General features: G+C 40.0%; 22 protein-coding genes. 20 read left to right on the plus strand and 2 right to left on the minus strand.

All coding sequences use genetic code 11. The annotated features are described in order from the left end of the window. Positions 1-3 precede the first annotated feature (3 nt). The 8 genes from pstA to ABVZ64_RS10750 all read left to right on the plus strand — a co-directional run bounded on the left by pstA (position 4) and on the right by ABVZ64_RS10750 (position 7845). A complete protein-coding gene (pstA, locus tag ABVZ64_RS10715; RefSeq protein WP_352401234.1) occupies positions 4-864 on the plus strand; it encodes a phosphate ABC transporter permease PstA in 861 nt (286 codons plus the stop codon). Then, on the plus strand, positions 861-1610 hold the full coding sequence (gene pstB, locus ABVZ64_RS10720; protein ID WP_352401004.1) for a phosphate ABC transporter ATP-binding protein PstB: 750 nt from the start codon (positions 861-863) through the stop codon (positions 1608-1610). The genes pstA and pstB overlap by 4 nt, the downstream gene beginning before the upstream one ends. A 1-nt stretch (position 1611) precedes the next feature. Next, on the plus strand, positions 1612-2298 hold the full coding sequence (gene phoU, locus ABVZ64_RS10725; protein WP_352401005.1) for a phosphate signaling complex protein PhoU: 687 nt from the start codon (positions 1612-1614) through the stop codon (positions 2296-2298). Beyond that, a complete protein-coding gene (locus ABVZ64_RS10730) occupies positions 2276-2935 on the plus strand; it encodes an HD domain-containing protein (RefSeq protein WP_313525641.1) in 660 nt (219 codons plus the stop codon). Before phoU ends, ABVZ64_RS10730 begins: the two co-directional genes overlap by 23 nt. 14 nt (positions 2936-2949) lie before the next feature. Next, complete coding sequence (locus ABVZ64_RS10735) at positions 2950-3624, plus strand: response regulator transcription factor (protein WP_352401006.1); 675 nt, start codon at positions 2950-2952, stop codon at positions 3622-3624. Beyond that, a complete protein-coding gene (locus ABVZ64_RS10740) occupies positions 3621-5276 on the plus strand; it encodes a sensor histidine kinase (RefSeq protein WP_352401007.1) in 1656 nt (551 codons plus the stop codon). The genes ABVZ64_RS10735 and ABVZ64_RS10740 overlap by 4 nt, the downstream gene beginning before the upstream one ends. A gap of 537 nt (positions 5277-5813) precedes the next feature. Further along, positions 5814-7295, plus strand: coding sequence for a 4Fe-4S dicluster domain-containing protein (locus ABVZ64_RS10745; RefSeq protein WP_352401008.1), 1482 nt, complete (start codon positions 5814-5816; stop codon positions 7293-7295). Positions 7296-7320: 25 nt separating this feature from the next. Continuing rightward, on the plus strand, positions 7321-7845 hold the full coding sequence (locus tag ABVZ64_RS10750; protein ID WP_352401009.1) for an ECF transporter S component: 525 nt from the start codon (positions 7321-7323) through the stop codon (positions 7843-7845). 198 nt (positions 7846-8043) lie between these two features. Here ABVZ64_RS10750 and ABVZ64_RS10755 read toward each other — a convergent pair whose 3' ends face one another. Next, the gene (locus tag ABVZ64_RS10755) at positions 8044-8802 is read right to left on the minus strand and encodes an SDR family NAD(P)-dependent oxidoreductase (protein ID WP_352401010.1); all 759 of its coding nucleotides are present in this window, start codon (positions 8800-8802) and stop codon (positions 8044-8046) included. A 162-nt stretch (positions 8803-8964) separates the two neighbouring features. Further along, positions 8965-9657, minus strand: coding sequence for a GntR family transcriptional regulator (locus ABVZ64_RS10760; protein WP_352401011.1), 693 nt, complete (start codon positions 9655-9657; stop codon positions 8965-8967). 468 nt (positions 9658-10125) lie between these two features. Between ABVZ64_RS10760 and ABVZ64_RS10765 the strand changes: the two genes are divergently transcribed. The 12 genes from ABVZ64_RS10765 (at position 10126) to ABVZ64_RS10820 (ending at position 22860) form a co-directional block, all read left to right on the plus strand. Then, complete coding sequence (locus ABVZ64_RS10765; protein ID WP_352401012.1) at positions 10126-11142, plus strand: zinc-dependent alcohol dehydrogenase; 1017 nt, start codon at positions 10126-10128, stop codon at positions 11140-11142. A gap of 12 nt (positions 11143-11154) precedes the next feature. After that, positions 11155-12303, plus strand: coding sequence for a galactonate dehydratase (gene dgoD / locus ABVZ64_RS10770; protein ID WP_352401013.1), 1149 nt, complete (start codon positions 11155-11157; stop codon positions 12301-12303). Positions 12304-12326: 23 nt separating this feature from the next. Beyond that, complete coding sequence (locus tag ABVZ64_RS10775; RefSeq protein WP_352401014.1) at positions 12327-13751, plus strand: gluconokinase; 1425 nt, start codon at positions 12327-12329, stop codon at positions 13749-13751. Positions 13752-13814: 63 nt separating this feature from the next. After that, on the plus strand, positions 13815-14855 hold the full coding sequence (locus ABVZ64_RS10780; RefSeq protein ID WP_352401015.1) for a DctP family TRAP transporter solute-binding subunit: 1041 nt from the start codon (positions 13815-13817) through the stop codon (positions 14853-14855). Between the two features lie 146 nt (positions 14856-15001). After that, complete coding sequence (locus ABVZ64_RS10785) at positions 15002-15490, plus strand: TRAP transporter small permease (protein ID WP_352401016.1); 489 nt, start codon at positions 15002-15004, stop codon at positions 15488-15490. After that, positions 15490-16770: a TRAP transporter large permease gene (locus ABVZ64_RS10790; RefSeq protein WP_352401017.1), complete on the plus strand. Its 1281-nt coding sequence runs from the start codon at positions 15490-15492 to the stop codon at positions 16768-16770. The genes ABVZ64_RS10785 and ABVZ64_RS10790 overlap by 1 nt, the downstream gene beginning before the upstream one ends. Before the next feature lie 66 nt (positions 16771-16836). Next, the gene (locus ABVZ64_RS10795; protein WP_352401018.1) at positions 16837-17838 is read left to right on the plus strand and encodes a 2-dehydro-3-deoxygalactonokinase; all 1002 of its coding nucleotides are present in this window, start codon (positions 16837-16839) and stop codon (positions 17836-17838) included. 33 nt (positions 17839-17871) lie between these two features. Beyond that, positions 17872-18510 (plus strand): bifunctional 4-hydroxy-2-oxoglutarate aldolase/2-dehydro-3-deoxy-phosphogluconate aldolase, encoded by a 639-nt coding sequence (locus tag ABVZ64_RS10800; RefSeq protein ID WP_352401019.1) that lies wholly within the window; start codon positions 17872-17874, stop codon positions 18508-18510. A 16-nt stretch (positions 18511-18526) separates the two neighbouring features. Then, positions 18527-19477, plus strand: coding sequence for a phosphoglycerate dehydrogenase (locus ABVZ64_RS10805; RefSeq protein ID WP_352401020.1), 951 nt, complete (start codon positions 18527-18529; stop codon positions 19475-19477). A gap of 143 nt (positions 19478-19620) precedes the next feature. Next, positions 19621-20244: a bifunctional 4-hydroxy-2-oxoglutarate aldolase/2-dehydro-3-deoxy-phosphogluconate aldolase gene (locus tag ABVZ64_RS10810; protein WP_352401021.1), complete on the plus strand. Its 624-nt coding sequence runs from the start codon at positions 19621-19623 to the stop codon at positions 20242-20244. A 272-nt stretch (positions 20245-20516) separates the two neighbouring features. Continuing rightward, entirely contained in the window at positions 20517-21905 is a 1389-nt protein-coding gene (gnd, locus tag ABVZ64_RS10815; protein ID WP_352401022.1) for a decarboxylating NADP(+)-dependent phosphogluconate dehydrogenase, read from the plus strand. Between the two features lies 1 nt (position 21906). Next, positions 21907-22860, plus strand: a complete 954-nt coding sequence (locus ABVZ64_RS10820) for a phosphoglycerate dehydrogenase (protein ID WP_352401023.1) — start codon at positions 21907-21909, stop codon at positions 22858-22860. Position 22861: the final 1 nt, after the last annotated feature.

Consider the following 22861-nt stretch of genomic DNA (forward strand, 5'->3'; position numbering starts at 1 on the left):
GCAATGAATCATGTTTCATATAGAGAAAAGATAAAGGGATATAAAAAGGACCCATTCTCAGCCCTGCTTTTGGTTTTAGTTGTTTTGGCAGCACTGATCACTGTGGGCGTTTTGATTTCCTTGGTGGCTTATATTATTATAAAAGGAGTACCCAATATTACCCCAGCCCTTTTTGCTTGGGAGTATAACACCGAAAATGTATCTATGATGCCAGCCGTTATTAATACAGTAACGATTACTTTAATCTCTTTGGTTTTTGCAGTGCCTATCGGTATTTTTTCGGCAATTTATTTAGTTGAGTATGCAAAAAGAGGAAATCGGTTTATCCCAATGGTCAGGCTTACAACAGAAACGCTTGCGGGCATTCCTTCTATTGTTTATGGTTTATTTGGATATTTACTGTTTAATATTTACCTTGGATGGGGATATAGTATTTTAGGTGGTGCGTTAACTTTGGCAATTATGATTTTGCCTTTGATTATGCGTACAACAGAAGAAGCTCTGCTTTCTGTTTCTGATATGTACCGCGAGGGCAGCTTTGGGCTTGGCGCTGGGAAGCTACGCACGGTTTTTAAAATTGTATTGCCTTCTGCTGTACCTGGTATCTTATCAGGTGTTATTTTAGCGGTAGGCCGAATTGTTGGTGAAACTGCTGCGTTATTATACCCTGCAGGTACAGCACCCGTAGTACCCGATGGTGTGATGGAGTCAGGCAGAACTTTAGCAGTACACATGTATGCGCTGCTAAACGAAGGGTTGTATACGGAGCAGGCTTATGCAACAGCTGTAATTTTATTAATTTTGGTTATTGGTATTAATGCGCTTTCAGCGTTTATTGCAAAGAGAGTTGGGGTGAAGGGATGAGTAAAATATCCATTTCCAATTTGGAATTATATTATGGAAATTTTAAAGCATTAAAAAATGTAAACTTAGAGATTCCTGAAAATGAAATTACTGCATTTATTGGGCCTTCCGGATGTGGCAAATCTACATTATTAAAGTCCTTAAATCGCATGAATGATTTGATTGAAGGATGCACAATAACAGGAGATGTATTGTTGGATGGGGAAGATATTTATAATGGAATGGATATTAACCTTTTGCGTAAATGGGTAGGGATGGTGTTCCAAAAACCAAACCCCTTTCCCATGAGTATTTATGATAACGTAGCCTTTGGGCCTCGTACCCATGGCATTCGTTCCAAAGTAAAATTAGATGAAATTGTTGAAAAAGCCCTTCGAGATGCAGCAATTTGGGATGAGGTAAAAGATAGATTAAAGAAAAATGCCATGGGCATGAGTGGTGGTCAGCAGCAGAGACTTTGCATTGCTCGTGCTTTGGCAGTTCAACCAGAGGTTTTGCTTATGGATGAGCCTACCAGTGCCTTGGATCCCATTTCCACCTCTCGTATCGAAGACCTTGCCTTGGAACTGAAAAAGGAGTACACTATTGTTATGGTTACGCACAATATGCAGCAAGCGGCACGTATCTCTGATAACACAGCATTCTTCCTCTTGGGCGAAGTTGTTGAATTTGGCAAAACAGAAGAATTATTCTCTATGCCAAAGGATAAACGCACAGAGGATTATATAACAGGGAGGTTTGGCTGATATGGTTAGAAGTCGTTTTGATTCACAGTTAGATCAATTAAATGTGGAAATGATAAAAATGGGCGCTTTGTGCGAAGAAGCGATCACCGCTTCCATGAAAGCTTTTTTGGAAAATGATGATGTTGCCGCATTAATTGTTTTTGAAAAAGATAATGAAATAGACCGCAAAGAAAAGGACATTGAGGCATTATGTATGCGTCTTTTGCTTCAGCAACAGCCTGTTGCAAGGGATTTACGTTTGATTTCTTCTGCATTGAAAATGATTTCCGATATGGAGCGTATTGGTGATCAGGCGGCAGATATAGCGGAGATTACAGCATTTATTAAAGATAATGACACAAAGAGTAAGGTGCATATTCGGGATATGGCTTCCGCAGCGGTAAAAATGGTAACAGAAAGCGTGGATTCTTTTGTGAAGAAGGATTTGGAGTTAGCTAAAAGTGTTATGGCCTATGATGACGTTTTGGATAATCTGTTTACCGAGGTTAAGCAAGAGCTGATTGATTTAATCAGCAAGGACCAAGGGTATGGGGAACTCTGCATTGACCTGTTAATGATTGCAAAATACTTGGAGAGAATTGGCGATCATGCCACAAATATTGCTGAGTGGGTAGAGTATTCCATTACTGGATATCACGTAAAAATGGAATTGGAAGTGGGGAAATATGATAACTTACGAAGAAATTAAACAAAACGACGGGATTCGTACTTACATCAAAAAAGCAGACGAATCCTTGGCAGCCCTTGGATACACAGAGCATTCCTTTGCCCATGTTACCAAGGTTGCTGAGTCGGTAAAATATATTTTAGAAACTTTAGGCTATACGCCCCATGAAGTTGAATTGGGGCAGATAGCCGGATTCTTGCACGATATTGGTAATTTGGTGAACCGTGTGGATCACTCTCAGAGTGGAGCGGTTATGGCTTTTCGCATTCTGGATAATCTGAATATGGAGCCAGAGGATATTGCTACGGTTGTAACTGCAATCGGTAATCATGATGAAGGCACGGGAATCCCCGTAAATGCCATTGCCGCTGCTTTGATTCTGGCAGATAAATCCGATGTTCGCAGAAGTCGTGTGAGAAACCAGGATACAACTACTTTTGATATCCACGATAGAGTTAATTATTCTGTTAAAAAAGCAGTTTTGAAAATCAATGAGGAGCATAGTATCATCAAGCTGAAATTGACGGTTGATACCCACTATGGCTCTGTTATGGATTATTTTGAAATCTTCTTAGGGCGTATGATTTTATGTCGAAAGGCGGCGGAGAAACTGGGCTTGCGCTTCAAGCTAATGATAAACGAACAATCTTTGATTTGAAAGGATGTTATGCTTTGATATATTTGGTTGAGGATGACAACAGCATTCGAGAGTTAGTTGCGTATACATTACATAGTGCAGGTTTATTGGCAGAAGGATTTGAGAAGCCCTCTGCTTTTTGGGATGCTATGGAGAATGAAATTCCATCTCTCATATTGTTAGATGTTATGTTGCCGGAAGAAGATGGAATTAGTATTTTGAAAAAAATTAGAGCTTCCTCTAAAACAAAAAAAGTACCTGTCATATTGCTAACAGCGCGGGGTAGTGAATATGATAAGGTTATGGGGTTAGACAGCGGTGCCGATGATTATGTAGCAAAGCCATTTGGTATGATGGAGTTGCTTGCCAGGGTGAAAGCCCTTCTACGCCGAACGGAAGGGGAGCCAGAGGTGGCCGAGCATGTGCTTGGGGAGTTATGTGTCAGCCAATCTCGCCACGAAGTAACCGTTGGCGGTAATGAAGTAATACTGACTCTGAAGGAATTTGAACTTCTAAACTTGCTTTTGGAGAACAGAGGGAGGGTTATGACCAGAGATCAATTACTCAATAGTATTTGGGGTTATGGCTTTGATGGAGAAAATCGTACCATTGATGTGCATATCCGAACACTTCGCCAAAAACTGGGTTCCTGTGGACAATATATCGAAACTGTGCGAGGTATTGGATATAAGATAGGAGGAAATCAGTGACAAAGCGAATTTTCCGAGCTGTTTTTGGATTGGCTATGGTTATGATTCTTGCTGTTGTAGGGTTGGTCCTTGGGATGATGTACGATTATTTCTCTGCAGAGCAGCGAGATGAATTGCGTAGTCAGGCCATTTATGTGGGAACTGGAATTCAAACAAATGGTTTAGATTACCTTGTTCAAATGGATCACCCAGGAGATCGCATCACTTGGATTGACAAAGATGGGGTTGTGCTTTTTGATTCAAAGGCAGATCCCGCTAAGATGGATAACCACAAGAAACGAGAGGAAGTTATTGCTGCGTTTCAAAATGGAGAAGGCTTTAGTGAAAGATATTCGACTACCCTTTCGGAAAAAACGGTTAATTACGCGTTACGGTTGGAAAATGGAACCATCCTACGCATTTCCACCATAACCAATAGTCCTCTTACCCTGTTTTTTACACTTACACAACCTTTGGCAATTATTTTAGTTGCTGCAATTCTTCTCTCTGTTTTTCTTGCTTTCCAAACTGCAAAAAACATAACAAAACCAATTAATAGTATTGACTTAGAACACCCAGAAATGGCTGTTGTTTATGATGAATTAACGCCCCTTTTGCGTCGAATTGCCGTTCAAAATAAGCAGCTTTATCAGCAGATGCGGGAGTTGAAACGTCAAAAGCTGGAATTTGATACGATTACTTCAAATATGCAAGAAGGTATTTTAGTTTTGGATACTCAGGGCGATGTGCTTTCTTATAATTTAGGGGCCCTTCAGCTTATGGGGATTGAAGCGCCTAAAGACCAAGCCAATGTGTTTCGCTTGAACCGTAGCGAAGGATTTCGACGTTGTGTGGAGTCTGCTTTGGCAGGCACCCATCGGGAAGAAAATATCCAGGTTGGAGGTAAATTTTTTCAGCTTTTTGCTAACCCGGTTCATCAGGATGATACTTTGGCTGGGGCAATTTTGGTTTTGTTTGATGTAACGGAGCGGGAGGAACGGGAAAAACTAAGAAGGGAATTTACCGCAAATGTGTCTCATGAATTAAAAACGCCGTTAACATCAATTTCGGGTTTTGCGGAAATCATGAAAAATGGTATGGTTGGTGCAGATGACGTACCAAGGTTTGCAGGAAAAATATATGATGAGGCACAGCGGCTGATTCAAATGGTGCAAGATATCATTAAATTATCTAAGCTGGATGAAAAACAAACGGGTATGGATAGAGAGACGGTGGATTTGCAGCGATTGATTGAAGATGTGGTAAAACGTTTGGAGCCAATTGCCCAAGCTAAAGGAATTTCTATGACGGTGCGTGTAGAGCCTGCATATTTTATGGGGGTAAGCCAGGTATTACAGGAGATGGTTTACAATCTCTGCGATAATGCAATTCGTTATAACTATGAAAATGGTAAGGTTCACATTTCATTGGAAAACAAGGAGGAGGAAATTGTCATTTCCGTGTCTGATACGGGGATAGGCATTGCCAAGGCCGATCAGTCCCGGGTGTTTGAGCGCTTCTATCGTGTAAACCAAAGCCGCTCAAAGGAAACAGAAGGAACTGGCTTGGGACTTTCCATTGTAAAGCATGGAGCAATGCTGCATAATGCCAAAGTCATCCTGACTAGTGAATTGAATAAGGGAACAAAAATAACACTTTTGTTGCCTAAATGAAAAAAAGTATCGTAAAATACCTTTTGCTTGCATAAGCAAAAGGTATTTTTTGTGCTGTTTTTTTATAATACAGAAGAAAATACCAGTGCAAAAAAAAGGCCATATAATAAGTTATATTCTTGTAAAAAAATTGGCCATTAATGCTAGAACACCTATATTTTAGGTAGCATAAAGCATTAAAAAAAGGATGAATTTTTGTTCATTATTATACGATTTACCAATAACAAATAACTTGCATGCGAAACAAATCTGTGTTAGAATTAGCCCATAAGTAGGGAATTATTATAATAGGAAAAAAAATTTTGAAGCCAAAATTTTAAAAAAAAGTAACGTCGTATACTGTATTCAAGTGCTGCGTTACTTTTTCCGCGATATAAATAAGGGAAACCCGAAACCTTTGAGTTGTTCCGTATTGAGGGGTATGGTCAAAAATTTGATGAGGTTTTATTTTCCCCAAAAATGTGGTTTTTTCGATAGAGGAAACAACGATATTTTTTGATTTTTGACGTATGACACTCTTAAAGGGGGAGCAGGAAAATGAAAGAATTTGAAAGCAACGTACAATATATAAAATATTTAGTAAACAAAGAAGTCGCAAGCCGCTTTTTTTGTGGATCTTTGGACAAATCCATCGATTCCTATAGAGAAATTGCTGAGGCAATTATTCCTGGCCCGAAAGCTATGTTTCGTTGCTGTATTTATAAAGAAAGACACATCATTGAAGAACGGGTTCGCCTAGTTTTAGAACCATCTAAAGACAATCGTGTCATCAATGTTTTAGATTCTGCCTGTGACGAATGTCCTATTGACCGGTTTGTGGTAACGGAAGCTTGCCGTGGCTGCTTGGGGCATAAGTGTCAAGAGGTTTGTCCCAGAAATGCCATCACCATTGTGAATCATAGATCTTACATCAATCAGGCACTTTGCATCGAATGTGGACGCTGTAAGCAGGTGTGTCCTTTTAACGCAATCAGTGAAGTAAAAAGACCATGCATTCGTTCTTGCTCCGTTGGTGCAGTAAAAATAAATGAAGAAAAGAAAGCTTATATTGATCATGATAAATGTATTTCCTGTGGTGCTTGTGTGTATCAGTGCCCATTTGGTGCAATTGTGGATAAATCCTTTGTGCTGAATATCTTAAATCTTATCAAAAATTCATGGAACAATACCAGCTACCATGTGTATGCCATTGTAGCTCCTGCGATTGCAAGTCAGTTCCCAGAGGTAAAAATGGGGCAGGTTTTTGCAGCCATCAAAGAACTAGGGTTCCATGATGTTATAGAGGCTGCCATAGGTGGCGACATGGTTGCCATTGCAGAGGCCAAGGAATTTGAAGAAACCATAGATGAAAAGGGTTGGAAGACAACATCTTGTTGCCCTGCTTTTGTGGAATATATCCGCAGAAACTACCCTGAATATATGGATCACGTTTCAACAACGGTATCCCCTATGATTGCCCTTGCAAGAGCAATTCGAGAGAAGGATAAAAAAGCAAGAATTGTATTTATCGGGCCTTGTATAGCCAAAAAGGTTGAAATCAAACAGGATGATTTGGTGGGAATTGTTGATTATGTTTTAACTTTTGAGGAGCTTAAGGCAACATTTGATGCAAAAGGCCTTGTGTTGGAGGAGTTTGAAGAAAGAAGTGCAGGTGCACCTTCCTACTTTGGCCGAATTTTCGGTAGAACTGGTGGTGTTGCAGAGAGCGTTGTAAAAGTTTCTGAGCTGGAAGGAATAGAAAAAGAAATTAAGCCTATTCGCTGTAATGGTATCGACGAGTGCATTAAAAATATGAAATTGGCCTCTTTTGGCAAGCTAAATGCAAATCTTTTGGAAGGTATGGCTTGCAAAAATGGATGTACTGGTGGGGCCGCTTCTTTATCCCATGATCAAAAGGGAATTGAGCTTTTGAACCGATATGGTAAAGAGGCCACAACGGAAAATCCATTTGAGGGTTTGGCAGGATATAATTTGGATACAATTAATATGGAGAGAGAGTTTGGTTTAGAAGAAAAGTAAGAGGTTCTATCCTCACGGAGGCAATATGAAAACAAAGCAAATGGTTTTAACAGCGTTACTTTTATCAATGTGCATCGTTTTTCAGAGCATGAAGGGTATTTCGGTTTACCTTACTGGGTCTGCGGTAAATGCATTATTGGTTATGGCAACTTTATCAGTAGGAATGTCAAGCGGTATTTTTATTGCAGTTATTACCCCATTGATTGCTTATTTAATGGGGCACACACCGGTAATGCAAATGATACCCCTGATGGTAATTGTAGTTATGGTTGGTAACTTGGCTTTGGTTTTGCTGGCAGGCAAAGGAAGAAAAGGGAACCTCCCCCTATGGTTGGCAGCAGGGGCAGTACTTAAGGCAGTTGTTCTGTGGCTATTGGTTTGGTATGCTGTGCTTCCTTTCTTTGGCGGTGCGGTACCGGAAAAGATGGTTGCCGTTATTAAAACTACATTTTCCCTTACTCAGCTAATCACTGCGGCCATTGGTTGCGTTATCGCCTATGTGATTCATTCAAGAGTACAGCATATGTATTTTGCAGATCAAAAAAAGTAGATACAAAATAGAATAAAGAATTTTATCGTTTATAACAATGTTTATAGAAGTGGTAACCATATACCCAATGGTTGCCACTTTTTTTATATAAAATCATATTGGATTTCAAATAAGGGAATCAAAAAGGCGGTCCAAAATCGAACCGCCTTTTTTAAGAATGAAGATAGGGAGACAAATAGTATGATAAATCTAAAAAGATTATTTGCTTAAGTAACCGCCATCAACGGGAATTACTGCACCACTTAAGTAATCGGAAGCTTGAGATGCTAAGAAAATCGTGATACCTTTCATATCTTCTGCATTTCCCCAACGTTTAGCAGGAATACGACCTAAAATTTCTTTGTTTCTGCCCTCATCATTGATCAAAGCAGTGTTCATTTCTGTTGCCATGTAGCCAGGTGCAATGGCATTAACATTGATACCTTTGGAGGTCCATTCGTTGGACAGGGCTTTTGTAAGCTGAGCTACTGCACCCTTGGAAGCTGCATAGGCAGGCACGGTGAATCCACCAAAAAAGCTGAGCATAGAAGCAACGTTAATGATTTTACCGTAACCCTGAGGAATCATTTCCCTACCAGCCAACTGGCATAACATAAACACAGCATTTAAGTTAACGTCAATGACCGCATCCCAGTCATCCATAGGGAAGTCTTCGCAGAAATGACGTTTTTGAATACCTGCTGCATTTACAAAAATATCCAGGCTGCCACCTAGTTTTTCCATAGCTTCTTGAAAACCATTTACTAAGCTTTCTCTATCGCCTAAGTTTGCGGCAACACCGTGGCAAAGATAGCCTTTTTCTGTATATTCTGCGGCAACCTCCATCGCTTTTGCAGAAGTACCCATTATAACAACTTCTGCACCTGCTTCCATAAGCCCTTCTGCCATACCGCGTCCCAAACCTCTGGTTGAACCTGTTACAATTGCTTTTTTTCCTTTTAAATCAAATGATACCATGTTTAAAGCTCCTCTCTCAGTGTGTAAATACTACAAATAAGGAAATGCATAGGAAATCCAAAACTATGACCCTATTTGTATGTTATAACAAAGGCGAATTGCCGTTTGCTTACAAGGGTTTCCCTATGTAAGACACCCCTAGAGGGAACTTACAATGGGATATTAAATTATTTTATCGACCTTCAAAATTAAGCTAATAGCTGTTTTTGCATTTGTAATGTGAATTGTTAAGGCTTCCTTTAAAGCAGCCTCGTCCCCCGCAAGGATTGCCTGAAGGATGGCTTCATGCTCCTTTACTCCGCTAATATCTTTCACTTTTGACTGTCTGCGGAAAATGAAGTTTGAGTATAAAAAAGGATTGATATAATGAAATATTTCTACAATCTTGTGGTTACCACTACACTTTAAATAAAGCTCATGGAACTTATAGTCCAATTCGTAGTTACGAAGGTAATCTTCGATGGGGGAATCGGGAGTTAAATCGGTGACCAATTGTAAATGCTCATCGATGTTTTTGCGGAACTCTTGTTTTAAAGCATCATTAAAGCTTACAGTTAAAATAATTTGCTTTATATAATACATATCCAACATCAAACGGGTATCAAAAATCTCATCTACCTCTTCGGAGGTAACACTATGCACCTTCATGCCTTGTCTAGGAAAGTTTTCGATTATGTTTTCGGAAATTAGGCGATTCAAAGCAAATTTCACTGGTGTTTCACTAACGCCGTAACGCTTTGCCAGTTCTTTCACATTGATTTTTTCCCCAGGTAAAATGATATGCTGGGTGATGTCTTCTCTAATGTTTGTATATATGGTGTCTGCTAAAGTGAGTTTCGTTGTTTGCTTTCCCATGGCAATCCTCCGTAAAATTTTATTTGTTATTATAATTGCATTATAATTGTATTTTTTAACATTATAACAATAATAAATCCATTTTGGAATAACTAAAACGGAGAAAAATAAATTTTATAAATGTAATAAAAAATTTTTTGAATTAATTTATATATTTAATTTATGATTTAATCTGTTAACTGTCAATATAATTTATACCTAATGTTTTCACGGTATTTTTAGGTAAAAAGCTGTTGGTTATTGGAAATTCAACCAATTTTAATTTACTTTTAGAAGATTTGTACAAAAAGAAATAAGATTTATTGGTATATTAATAATATTGACGATTCCTAAATTAAAATATATACTGATATTAATAAAATATTTAAAACAACTAAAAAAATTTTTTAGGAACATAAAAATATTTTACTTTCGACAAAATAAAAGCAAAAGAACTTAGAAAGAAACCAAATGAAGGAGTGAAAACAAATGAAAGCTTTGGTTTATACTGGCCCGAAAGGTGCACAGGTTTTGGAGGTTGCAGAACCTATGCCAAAGGAAGGTGCAGTAAAAGTAAAGATGAAGTACTGTGGCATTTGCGGTTCGGATATGGGCATCTATTTAGGAACCCATCCTAGGGCAAAGGCACCTTTGATTTTTGGACATGAGTTTTTGGGTACTGTAGAAGAGGATGGCAAGAAGTTTAAAAACGGTGACCGTGTGGTTGCATATCCTTTATTATCCTGTGGGAACTGCTTACCTTGCAGAACTGGCAACCAGCATGTATGTAACACATTGGGTCTAATCGGTATTGATGTAGACGGTGGTGTTTGCCAGTATGCTTATGTAAATGAGGAAGTTATGTTCAAAGTTCCTGATGGTGTTTCCGACAAGGCAGCGGCGGTAATTGAACCTTTAGCGGTAATCGTTAGATCCATCCATCAAGCAAAATTACAGGCATTAGATACCTGTGTAGTAATCGGTGCTGGTCCTATTGGTATGATTACAGGCATGATGTTGGTACATATGGGTGCAGGCAAGGTTTTCATTTCTGATGTGGATGATAAGAAGCTGGAAAAAGCAAAATCCTTTGGCATGATTCCTGAAAATGTAAAAAATGAAAATTTGGAACAAGTTGTTAAAGCACAAACAGACGGGGAAGGTGCAGACGTATTATTCGAATGTTCTGGTGCAGAAATTGCAGCAATGCAAATGACAGATATCACTCGTGTTGGTGGTACTATCTGCATGACATCAGTACATAAGCATCCTCATTTGGTTAATTTAAGAGATTTGAACTTTAAAGAACAAACATTAATTGGTACTCGTGTTTATACAAAAGAAGAGTTTAGACAAGCTGTGGAGTATGCGGCAGTCATTAATGATGACTTAGAAAGCATCGTTTCCCATGTTGTTTCTTTAAAAGATAGCCCTAAGGTATTCGATATGATTGCTGACCCTTTGGCAGGCACTTGTAAAGTATTGGTGGATTGTCAAGATTTCTAAGGGGATGACAGGGTGAAAATTGTAGATTTAAAGCTATACCAAGTTCCTCCTAGATGGCTTTTTTTAAAAGTAGAAACGGATGAGGGGATTTATGGTTGGGGTGAACCAGTAATAGAAGGAAAAGCTGCTACAGTGGCTGCTTGTGTAAAAGAAATGTCTGATTATTTAATAGGAAGAAACCCTTTAGAAATCGAAGACATTTGGCAGACCCTTTACCGTGGCGCATTTTACCGCGGTGGTCCAATCATCACCAGTGCTATCTCCGGAATCGAACAAGCTCTTTGGGATATTAAAGGGAAATATTATAATGCACCAGTTTACGAATTGTTAGGCGGTGCTTGCCGAAAGAATATTGACGTTTATTGCTGGATTGGTGGCGACAGACCCGACGATGTGGGGGAAGCGGCATTACAGCAGAAGAACTTGGGCTTTCAAGCGGTCAAGATGAATGCAACAGAAGAAATGCATTATATTGACAGTTTTTCAAAAGTAGAAGGTGTTATCGAAAGAGTAGCAGCAATCAGGGAGACTTGTGGCAAAGATTTTGGGATTGCCACAGACTTTCATGGTAGAGTGCATAAAAGTATGGCTAAGGTGCTAGCCAAGGAATTAGAGCCATACCACTTGATGTTCATCGAGGAGCCTGTTTTAAGTGAGGACTATGAGGCATTGGCAGAGGTTGCTAAATACACCTCTACGCCCATTGCAACAGGCGAAAGATTGTTTACTCGTTGGGATTTTAAAAAGATTTTTGAACAAGGGGTTGTGGATATTATTCAGCCCGATCTATCTCACGCAGGTGGCATTTTGGAATGTAGAAAGATTTCAGCAATGGCAGAGGCTTATGACATGGCTGTTGCACCCCATTGTCCGTTAGGCCCCATCGCGTTGGCAGCTTGCCTACAAATGGATGCCTGCACGCCAAATGCCATCATTCAAGAACAGAGCTTGGGTATTCATTATAATCAAGGCAGTGACCTTTTGGATTACTTGGTTGATCCCACAGTCTTCGATTATGGCAACGGTGTTGTGAAAATTCCCAATAAGCCTGGTCTGGGTATAGAAATTAACGAAGCGTTTGTAAAGAAGCAGGCAGAGATTGGCCATAACTGGAAAAATCCTGTCTGGAGAAACAGTGACGGAACCGTTGCTGAATGGTAAGAAAATGTTGGGGGTAAGGAAAAATGAAGATTTTAGCATTAGAGTCCAGTACTACCTCTGCAAAAGCTATGGTATATGATACAGATACCGGCAATTTCCAAGTGGAATCGGTACCATACATTTCAAGCCATACCGATGTGACAATGCACGAGGCAAAGGAAGTGTTTGAGCAAACGGTATATTTAGGTAGAAAAATGTGTGAAGGTCAAACAATTGATATGGTTTCTTTAAGTGGCACTTGGCATAGCCTTATGCTCTGTGATAATAATATGGAGCCACAGACACCAATTTATTTGTGGTCCTATACGGGTGCCGCTGACATTTGTAAGGAATTAAGAAAAGACGAAGCGTATGTAAATCGTTTTTATCAGAAAACCGGTTGTATGGTAAATGCCATATACCCTGTGTTTAAAATCAAGCTTTTAAAGCAGTTGGGTTATAAGCTGGAAGATTATCGTTTTGTAGGTCAGGGCACATACAATACCTACCGATTGACAGGGCAGTGGGTTGTTACGGATAGTGTTGCCTCGGGTACAGGGTTATTAAATATTCATACCAAAGCCTATGATGAAGATATTCTAAATGAAAATGGGATTCGATTGGATCAAGTACCAAAAATTATTACATATAAAGACACATTAAAGCTGGATGAGCAAGGGGCAGAACTTTTAGGGCTTCCTGTGGGAACCCCTGTGATTGCCACGAACCCTGACGGTGGCTTGAACCAAGTTGGAGCGGGTGCAGTTGAAAGAGGTGTCATGAGCTTTTCAGTTGGCACTAGTGGTGCTTTAAGATTAAGTACCTCTGCCCCAGTTTTACCCGATAAACCTAGTACATGGTGCTACTTGTCACCAAAGTCTTGGTTAAGCGGAGCGGCAACCAGTGGTTGTTGCAACTGCATTGACTGGTTTAAAGGTAAGTATTTCCAAGGAGGAACTTCCTATAGCCAAATGGAAGCAGGATGTAAGAACATCGGGGATGTTCCTGTGTTTTTGCCCTTCCTCTTTGGTGAAAGATGTCCCGGATGGAATGACGAACGGGATGGCGGTTTCTATGGTTTAAAGCCAGGGCACACTGTCTACGATTCCTATCGTGCAATCCAAGAGGGAATTTTGTTTAACCTCTATCAGTGTTATGAAGAATTGGTAGTATTGAATGGAAAGCCAAAGAAAGTAATGCTTTCCGGAGGGATTATTCGTTCTAAGGTTTGGACACAGATGTGTGCAGATATATTCCAGATTGAAATGACCATTGACGAAGTAGAGCATAGCTCTCTTATAGGGTCTGTGGCGTTGGCAATGGAACTTTTGGGAATCATTCCCGATGCAAAGGATTTCAAAAGCAACTATTCACAGGTGATTACACCCAATCCGGAAATGAAAGATTTCTACCAGACAAAATACCAAAAATATTTGTATTGGTATAAGGTTACTAAAGATCAAAGTTAATTAGGAAAATTCCAATAAATTAATGAAACAAAAGGCTTAATTATTCCAAGGAGGGAAAAAACTATGTTAAAGATGAAAAAAGGTTTAGCAATGGCATTGGCTTCTGTAATGACAGTGGCAATGGTAACAGGTTGTGGGGGAGGTTCTTCCTCTAGCAGCAGTAGCGCAGGTAGCTCCGAAGGTGGCGAAGAAGTAGTTGAATTGGTATTCTCCAATGTTACTTCCGTTTCCGGTAAGGATGCTGGTGAAGTGTTCAAGAGAGTGGCAGAAGAAGAATCCGAGGGTTCTGTTGTAGTTAACTTGTTCCCTGACAATATGTTGGGCGATGACCGTGTAGTTATCGAAACAACAGCAATGGGCAACATTGATATCGGTGTTTCCTCTACTAGCCCATTGGCTACAATGTACGCAGATTTCTATCTGTTTGATGCGCCTTACCTGTTCTTAAGCCCAGAAGATGCATATGCAAAATTGGATGGCGAAGTAGGTCAGAAAATCCTTGATGGTATGGAAAGCATGGGCTTGAAAGGCTTAGCATTCTGGGAAAATGGTTTCCGTAACTTCACAAACAACAAAGTTGCTGTAAAGACTCCTGCTGACGTAAGAGGCTTTAAAGTTAGAACAATGGAAAACGAAGTACATATTGCAGCATGGACAGCATTTGGTGCGAACCCTACACCTATGGCATTTACAGAATTGTTCACAGCTTTACAGCAGGGTACAGTAGATGCTCAGGAAAATCCTTTGGGTATCATTGATGCAAACAAATTCGTTGAAGTTCAGAAGTATGTATCTTTGACACAGCACGTTTATACACCTTACATCGTTTGTATGAACTTGGATAAATTCAACTCTCTTTCCGAAAAACAGCAGAATGCAATCTTAAAAGCGGCGGAAGAATCCACATCTTACCAGAGAGAACGTTCTCAGGAATTGGAAAAAGAAATTCTTGAAGGCTTCGAAGCTGGCGGCACAACTGTAATCCAATTGACAGATGAAGAAAAAGCTGCATGGCAGCAGGTTGTAACAGATAACAACATCTTCGATTTGGTTAAGAAGAAAATGGAACATCCTGAATACTTGGATGAAATGATTGCTGAATAAGATAATTTTGAAAAACAAGTAGACACTTCATTTATTGGAATTCGAAGATATAGTAAACAAAAGAAAGGGCTTTGGTTAAGCAGTTTAGACTTATCAAAGCCCTATTTAACAACATACAAATTTTTAGAGAAAAAGTAGGTGGAACGATGAACTTTTTAAAGTGGCTGGATGAAAAATTTGAATTGACCGTTTGCTCAATTCTGATGGTTGCTATGACCGTATTGATTTTCGTTCAGGTAATTATGAGATACGTTTTTGGCAGCTCTTTGGTTTGGTCTGAAGAATTGGCGAGATATATTTTTATCTGGTTAATTTATCTTGGTATCAGCTATGGTGCCCGCATTATGAAGCACATTAAGATTGAAGCAGCTATGGGCCTATTCCCACAGAAGCTTAGACCTTTTGTTGTAATTTTAGGCGACGTATTATTCCTCGCATTTTCCGTTATCATTGTTTATTTAGCATACGGCGTTGTTATGTCCCAGGTTAGATTAGGTCAGAACTCTCCAGCAATGCAGATTCCTATGTGGTTTATGTATTCTGCACCAATGGTAGGTTTTGGGTTGACAGCAGTTCGCCAGATTCAGGTAATTATTTTCAGAATGAAAGACCTTAAGAAAGGAGGGGTTCAATAATGGTAATCGCAGCGTTATTTGGCGGTCTTGCCTTATTCCTAATTTTGAATGTTCCCGTTGGTATTTCCATTGGTTTGGCATCCCTTTTAGCCATCCCTTTTACAACAGGCCTCTCCGCAGGATATGTACCTCAGGCATTATTTACGGGTTGTGACTCCTTCCCTATTATGGCGATTCCTTTGTTCATCTTAGCAGGTGAATTAATGGGCGCTGGTGGTGTATCCAAGCGTATTTTGAACGTTTGTAACGTTTTCTTTGGCAAAGTCACAGGTGGTCTTGCCATTGTAACTGTAATTGTATGTATGTTCTTTGCAGCGGTATCCGGTTCTGGCCCTGCAACAGTAGCAGCGGTAGGTTCAATGGTTGTGCCTACAATGCTAGAAAAAGGCTATAGCAAGAAGTTTACTTTGGCGTTGATTGCTTGTGCCGGCTCCATCGGTGTTATCATTCCTCCTAGCATTCCAATGGTAATCTATGGCGTTTCCACCAGTACATCTATTTCCAACCTGTTCTTGGCAGGTTTCTTGCCCGGTATTTTGATCGGTTTAGCATTGATTTTCTTCTGTTATGTTTATGCAAAAAAGCAGGGATGGAAAGGGGATGAAAAAGTTTACACAACAAAAGAAAAATTGGCAGCTGTATGGGATGCTAAATGGGCGTTAATCAACCCTGTTATCATCTTGGGCGGTATCTACGCAGGTATCTTTACACCAACAGAAGCCGCTGCAGTAGCAGCAGTTTATGCTTTCATCTGTGGTGTGTTCATTCACAAAGAATTGGACTTCAAAAACCTGTTTGCAACAGTAGGTAATGCTTGCTCCACAACAGCTACAACAATGGTTATTCTGGGTTGTGCAACTGCATTTACCAAAATTCTCACAATTCAGCAGATTCCAAACATGATTACGAATGCAATCATCAGTGCAACAGATAATGCTTTCTTAATTCTGATGTTAATCAATATCTTGTTATTGGTAGTTGGTTGTTTCATGGATACCACACCTGCAATCATGGTACTTGCACCAATTTTGCTCCCTGTGGCAACATCCATTGGTATCGATCCTGTACACTTCGGTATCATCATGGTGGTAAACTTGGCAATTGGCTTCATCACACCTCCACTGGGTATCAACCTCTTTGTTGCTTCCCGTGTAGGTTCAGAGCCGCTGGAAACGGTGACGAAGGGCATTATTCCGTTCATATTAGTAATGATCGCGTGCCTCCTCCTGATTACATATATCGCACCAATTTCTATGATTCTTCCTAATCTTTTTTCATAATTAATTTGTGTGATGTATTCCGCAGTCCCTTTGACTGCGGAATACAAATTAAAAGGGGTGTGAGTAATGTATCATATTTATATAGACTCTGGCACGTCAAACTCCAAGCTTTACTTGGTAAAGCAAATGCAGTCTGTGGATACCATCATTGCAAATGTGGGTACCAAGGATTCTGCAATTTCTGGGAGCAATGACGTGCTTTTAAGCGGTTTAAAAGAAATTTACCATCAGGTTTTAGAAAAAAATGCGTTAAAAGATAGTGATATTAAAAGTATTTGGTTGTCTGGAATGGTAACAAACCCTTTTGGTATTGTTGAGGTAGAGCATATCAGCACACCGGTAGATGGAAAGAAACTGTTGGATCAGCGCTATATCCATTTAGAAGAAAAATATTTTCATAGAGAATTAAACCTCATTCGAGGGGTAAAGACTGCCCAGCCCGGACAGTTAGTAACAATGGAAAATATCGAGAAAATGAATAATGTGAGAGGGGAAGAAATTGAGGTTGTTGGCATGGTTGCCAGCGGCGTAATCCCCAAAGATCAAGACTGCGTTATGATTTCTCCCGGTTCCCATACCCATATGCTTTATGTAAAAAATGGCACAATTACCGATATTGTTTCCAATTTTACAGGTGAGTTGAACTATGCTATTCAAAAAGACACGATTCTTGGTGGTGAGTTAACCAACGAGGATATTATTTTGTCTAAAGAATATGTAATTCAAGGCTACGACATGGTAAAAACCTATGGTATAGCAAGAGCATTATATATCATTCATGCAACAAAGGTTTTTGATGTTTGTGAAAATGAAATTAGAAATTGCCTTCTTTCCGGGGTAGTTGCAGGCGGCGTAATCGATATGCTTAAGTTTAAGCTGGATAGAGATTGGAACGGCGTAAAAAAGGTTGTAATTATCGGCGGTAAGAATTATATAGAAGCATATAAAATGATCAGTCAATACCTGCTACCAGAAGTTGATGTGGAAGTTGTGTCAAGCAAAGCGGGAGAAAGTTATGGTTTATATGGTTACTTGGAGTTAGCCAGAATTTTAGAAGCCCAAGGCTAACCCATATGCAAAAGAGAAAAGGAGTTGGAGTTCATGGCAGATACATTGCAAAGAATTTTAGATGGTAAGGTGGTTGCAATTGTTAGGGGTATTTCTTCTAAATACATGATTCAAACAGTGCAGGCGTTAAAAGACGGTGGCATTACCTGTGTTGAAGTAACTTTCAGCTTGAAAAGCGAAGAAAAAAGCTTAGATACATTGAAGTCTATTCGTATGATTAAAGAACACTTTGGAGATTCTGTTGCAGTTGGAGCGGGTACAGTTTTGACTCCCGAAAATGTATATCGTGCAAAGGAAGCTGGTGCAGAATACATTATCTCCCCTAATGTGGATGAAGCCGTAATTAAAGCAACAAAAAGACTGGGTATGGTTTCCATTCCTGGCGCAGTAACCCCAACGGAAGTAATTGCTGCATATAACTGGGGTGCAGATATTGTAAAATTGTTTCCCGCAGCAACATTAGGTCTTTCCTATATTAAGGCGTTGATGGGCCCCATTGATGGAATTCCTTTGACTGCTGTTGGTGGTGTGGATGCTTCCAATTATCGTGATTTTATTGATGCTGGTTGTGTTGGTGTTGGCGTTGGTGGCAACTTGGTAAACAAGAAGCTCATCGAAGCCGGAGATTTTGAGGCTATCAAAAACTTGGCATTGGAGTATGGCTTAAAGTAAAACAGGGGGCGAAAAAATGAAGAAGGTATTAGTTACATCCAGATCTTTTGGAAAAACAAGCCCGAAGCCTTTTGAAGTTTTAGAAGCGGCGGGGATTGAATACACCCTTATGGGTGGGGATTTCGATGAGGAAAAATTTAAAGAAGTAATCCAAGAATATGATGGTTTGATCATTGGCGCCCATCCTTTTTATCCTGAGGATATGGAGAAATGTAAAAAGTTGAAAATCATCGCGAAGCATGGCGCAGGCTTGGATAATATCTACCTGGAAGATGCCAAAAGATTGGGAATTCGTGTGACCAATGTGCCTGCTATGAATGCAAATGCCGTTGCCGATTTGGCGTTTGCCCATATTTTAAATATTTCCCGAGGAATATCTATCACCAATCAAAGAGTACATAATGGTGAGTGGAAAACCTTTATTGGAAAAGATGTTTTTGAAAAAACATTGGGTCTGATTGGCTTTGGCGCAATTGCAAAAAATGTGGCCAGAAGATCAAAAGGCTTTTCCATGCAGGTGTTGGTTTATGATCCCTTCGTGACAGAGGTGCCCGAGGAGTTCAAAGACTTTGTAACACTGGCGGATTTGGACACTGTTACAGAAAAGAGTGACATTATTTCTATCCATGTGCCTTTGACAGATAGCACAAAATATCTGTTTAACAAAGAACGCATCATGAGAATGAAAAAAGAGGCTTATCTGGTGAATACAGGCAGAGGTGGTATCATCCATGAGCAAGATTTATACGAATGTATGAAAAATGGCCATTTGGGTGGCTGTGCTGTGGATGTAACAGAGCATGAGCCCATTGAAAAGGATAGCCCTTTGTTGGAATTGGAAAATTTCGTGGTAACTGCTCATATCGGTATGTACTCCATTGAAGCAATTAGTGCTGTTAGCGTTGTTTGTGCCGAAAACGTCGCAAAAGTACTAAATGGGGAAGAGCCACGTTTTATTATTGTTTAATGAACATTAGCAAGTCCATCCCTTTTTGGGACAGAGGATGTTAGCAAAGTAAAACCAGTGGAGCATCAAGCTCCGCAAATAAAAGGCTTCGGTAGAAGCCATTTGGTATAAATAGTCTTTGACAAGAGAGAGGTAATTAGATTATGGATATTAATCAGAGAATTGAAGAACTGAAAATAGTACCCGTTGTGAAAATTGATCATATAGAAGATGCAAAGCCCTTGGCAGAAGCGTTAATCGCAGGGGGCTTACCCATTGCTGAGGTAACTTTTCGTACAGAGGCTGCATTTGAAGCAATTAAGGCTATGGCTGGAATTCCTGAAATGTTGGTAGGTGCTGGCACTGTTATCAACGTTGCTCAGGCAAAGTTGGCGAAAGAAGCAGGTGCGAAATTCATCGTTTCTCCCGGCTTAAATGCAGAGGTTGTAAAGTTTGCGAAGGAAAATAATATTCCTGTTTTCCCTGGTGTTTGCACACCTACGGAAGTTATGGCAGCCATTGAGTTGGAATTGCCAGTTGTAAAATTTTTTCCGGCAGAAGCCTATGGCGGCTTGAACACCATTAAAGCTTTGGCAGGACCTTTTGGCAACATTCGTTTTATGCCAACAGGTGGTATCAGCGAGAAAAACATTAAAGAGTACTTGGCAAATCCTAAAATCATCGCTTGTGGTGGTAGCTGGATGGTAAAAGACTCTTTGATTCAAGAAAAGAAGTTTGATGAAATTCAGACCTTAACTGAATCCGCTGTAAAATTAGTGCGTGAATAATAATTGAAACAACCTAGTTGATTGAAAATGACAACGGTCGGTAGCGGGGAACCAGCCCGTGCCGACCGTTTTGATTTAGGATACTCCCTAATCCCAACGCCTATGGGGTGATAGCTCTTACGAAATGCAAGGCATTGTTAAATATCGTAAGTAATCATTATTTTGAAAAGTAAAAACATAAATGGCTTTGTTAAAACTAGGGTCAAGTCTTTTAAAAGTGCTTCCATAGTTTAAGGCAAAGCCTCAAGGATTTATCAAAAGGAGAGTATGGAATGAAAGATTTTGAAATTGCCGTTTATGGTCTTGGTGTAATGGGAAGTAGCTTGGCTAAAAATCTAATCTCTAAAGGCTTCCGTACAGCCCTTTTTGGAAAAACCCAAGGAGAGAGAGAGAGATTTCAGTCCCAGGGGGATTATGCAGTTTTTTCAACGGAGGAGGATCTGGTGAAAAGCCTGAAAAGCCCCAAAATTATTTTTATGATGGTAACGGCAGGAAATGCCGTTGATAGCGTTATTGATGGATTACTACCCCTTTTAGATGAGGGCGATATTCTAATTGAAGGGGGCAATTCTTACTTCAAAGATAGCCAAAGGAGATATCGTTTCCTTTCGGAAAAAGGCATTCATTTCTTGGGTGTAGGGGTTTCTGGTGGGGAAAAAGGTGCGCTAACAGGCCCCAGTATGATGGTGGGCGGTAGTAAAGAAGCATGGGACTCTTGCGGCCATATACTAAAAAGAATGGCAGCAAAAGTGGGTGATGAATACTGTTGTAGCTTTTTAGGCAAAGAGGGGGCTGGGCACTATGTGAAAATGGTGCATAACGGTATCGAATATGCCATGATTCAGGTGATTGCAGATGTGTATTCTGTCATGAGAGACGGCCTCCATTTAAGCCATCAGGAAATCACAGAAATTTTTCACCGTTGGAAAGATACGGAGCTAAGCTCCTATTTGATTGACATTACCGCAGCGGTTCTTGGGAAAAACGATGTGGATGGACAGCCCCTGGTAGAAAAAATACTGGATGTGGCAAAACAAAAAGGTACAGGTAGCTGGACTTTGGAGGAAGCCATTGCCCGTGGGGTATACATTCCCACTATTTGCGAGTCTGTCTTTGCCAGATATTTTTCCGCAGACCGACAGTTGCGTTTTGATGGTAGCCAAGCCTTGAAGGCAACCACAATTCCCATGACAATGGAAAACCATGAAGAAAAGCTAAAAGATGCCCTATATCTGGCTATGATTGTTAGCTATGCCCAGGGCATTGCATTAATCAAAAAGGCATCTGACGATTATGGGTGGGAGATCGATTTACCCTTGGCAGTTTCTCTTTGGAGAGAGGGCTGTATTATCCGAAGTGATCTTTTAAAGGATATTACAAAGGCATTGACGCAAAGCAATAAAAATATCCTACTTTCCCGAAATTTTGGTGACTTAGAAAAAAATCAGCAGGCGTTGCGTGAGATTTCTGCCAAAGTGGTTGAGACAGGGGTTGCAGTGCCTACTTTGATGTCGGTTATTTCATATTATGATAGATGTCGCACAGAAAAAATGAATGTAAACATTGTACAAGGCTTGAGGGACTGCTTTGGTGCCCATACCTATGAAAGAAGGGATATGGAAGGTAGTTTTCACACAGCTTGGTTGGAAGGAGAAGAATAAAATGAGTTATAAAGTATTGGTTACAGCAAGATCTTTCGGTAGTGCCGATGATAAAGCACAGAAGTTATTGGAGGCAAACGGCTTTGAATTGAAAAAGCTGGTGGCAGCGGATGGTCCTATTGCAAAGCAGTTGAAAACAGAGATTATAGATGCGGACGCCATTATTGCCGGCTTGGAAGATTACACAGCAGAATTGATTGAATCTGCAAAAAAATTGAAAGTAATTAGCCGTTATGGTGTTGGCTATGACAAGGTGGACTTGACAGCAGCAAAAGCAAAAGGAATTGCCGTTACTATCACCCCAGGTGCCAATGGTGATTCTGTGGCAGATATGGCAATGGCATTGATGCTCTCAGCAGCAAGAAATGTGAGCTATATGGATTGTTGCATCAAAGATGGAAACCAGCAAAGGCCAACAGGAGTTGAAATGTTTGAAAAAACTCTGGGTGTAATCGGTGCAGGCAGAATTGGCAAGGGCGTAGCAAGAAGATGTAAAGGTTTTTCTATGGATATTCTTTGCTACGATACATATCAAGATGAAGCATTTCAGCAGGAAACCGGCGCAAAGTATGTTGACTTTGAAACCATTATTAAACAAGCCGATTTTATAACAATTCATTCCCCTTTGAATGAGGAAACAAAAAATATGTTTAATGCTGAAACTTTCAAGATGATGAAAAATAAGGCGGTTATCGTAAACACTGCCCGTGGCGGTATCATTGATGAAGAAGCGCTATTTGAAGCTTTGAAGAATGGTGAAATCGGTGCTGCAGGCCTTGATGCAACAGTGGAGGAGCCTCCTTATCACAGCCCTTTGTTGGAACTGCCTAATTGTACAGTAACCCCTCACGCAGGTGCGGCAACTTATGAAGCAAGCAGCAAAATGGGCTTGATGGCAGCACAAAATATTGTGGATATTTTCAAATTGGGAAAATGTAGCTTTACAGTAAATTAAT

Origin of the sequence: Anaerotignum sp. (assembly GCF_040307045.1) — a bacterium.
Classification (GTDB): domain Bacteria; phylum Bacillota; class Clostridia; order Lachnospirales; family Anaerotignaceae; genus Chakrabartyella.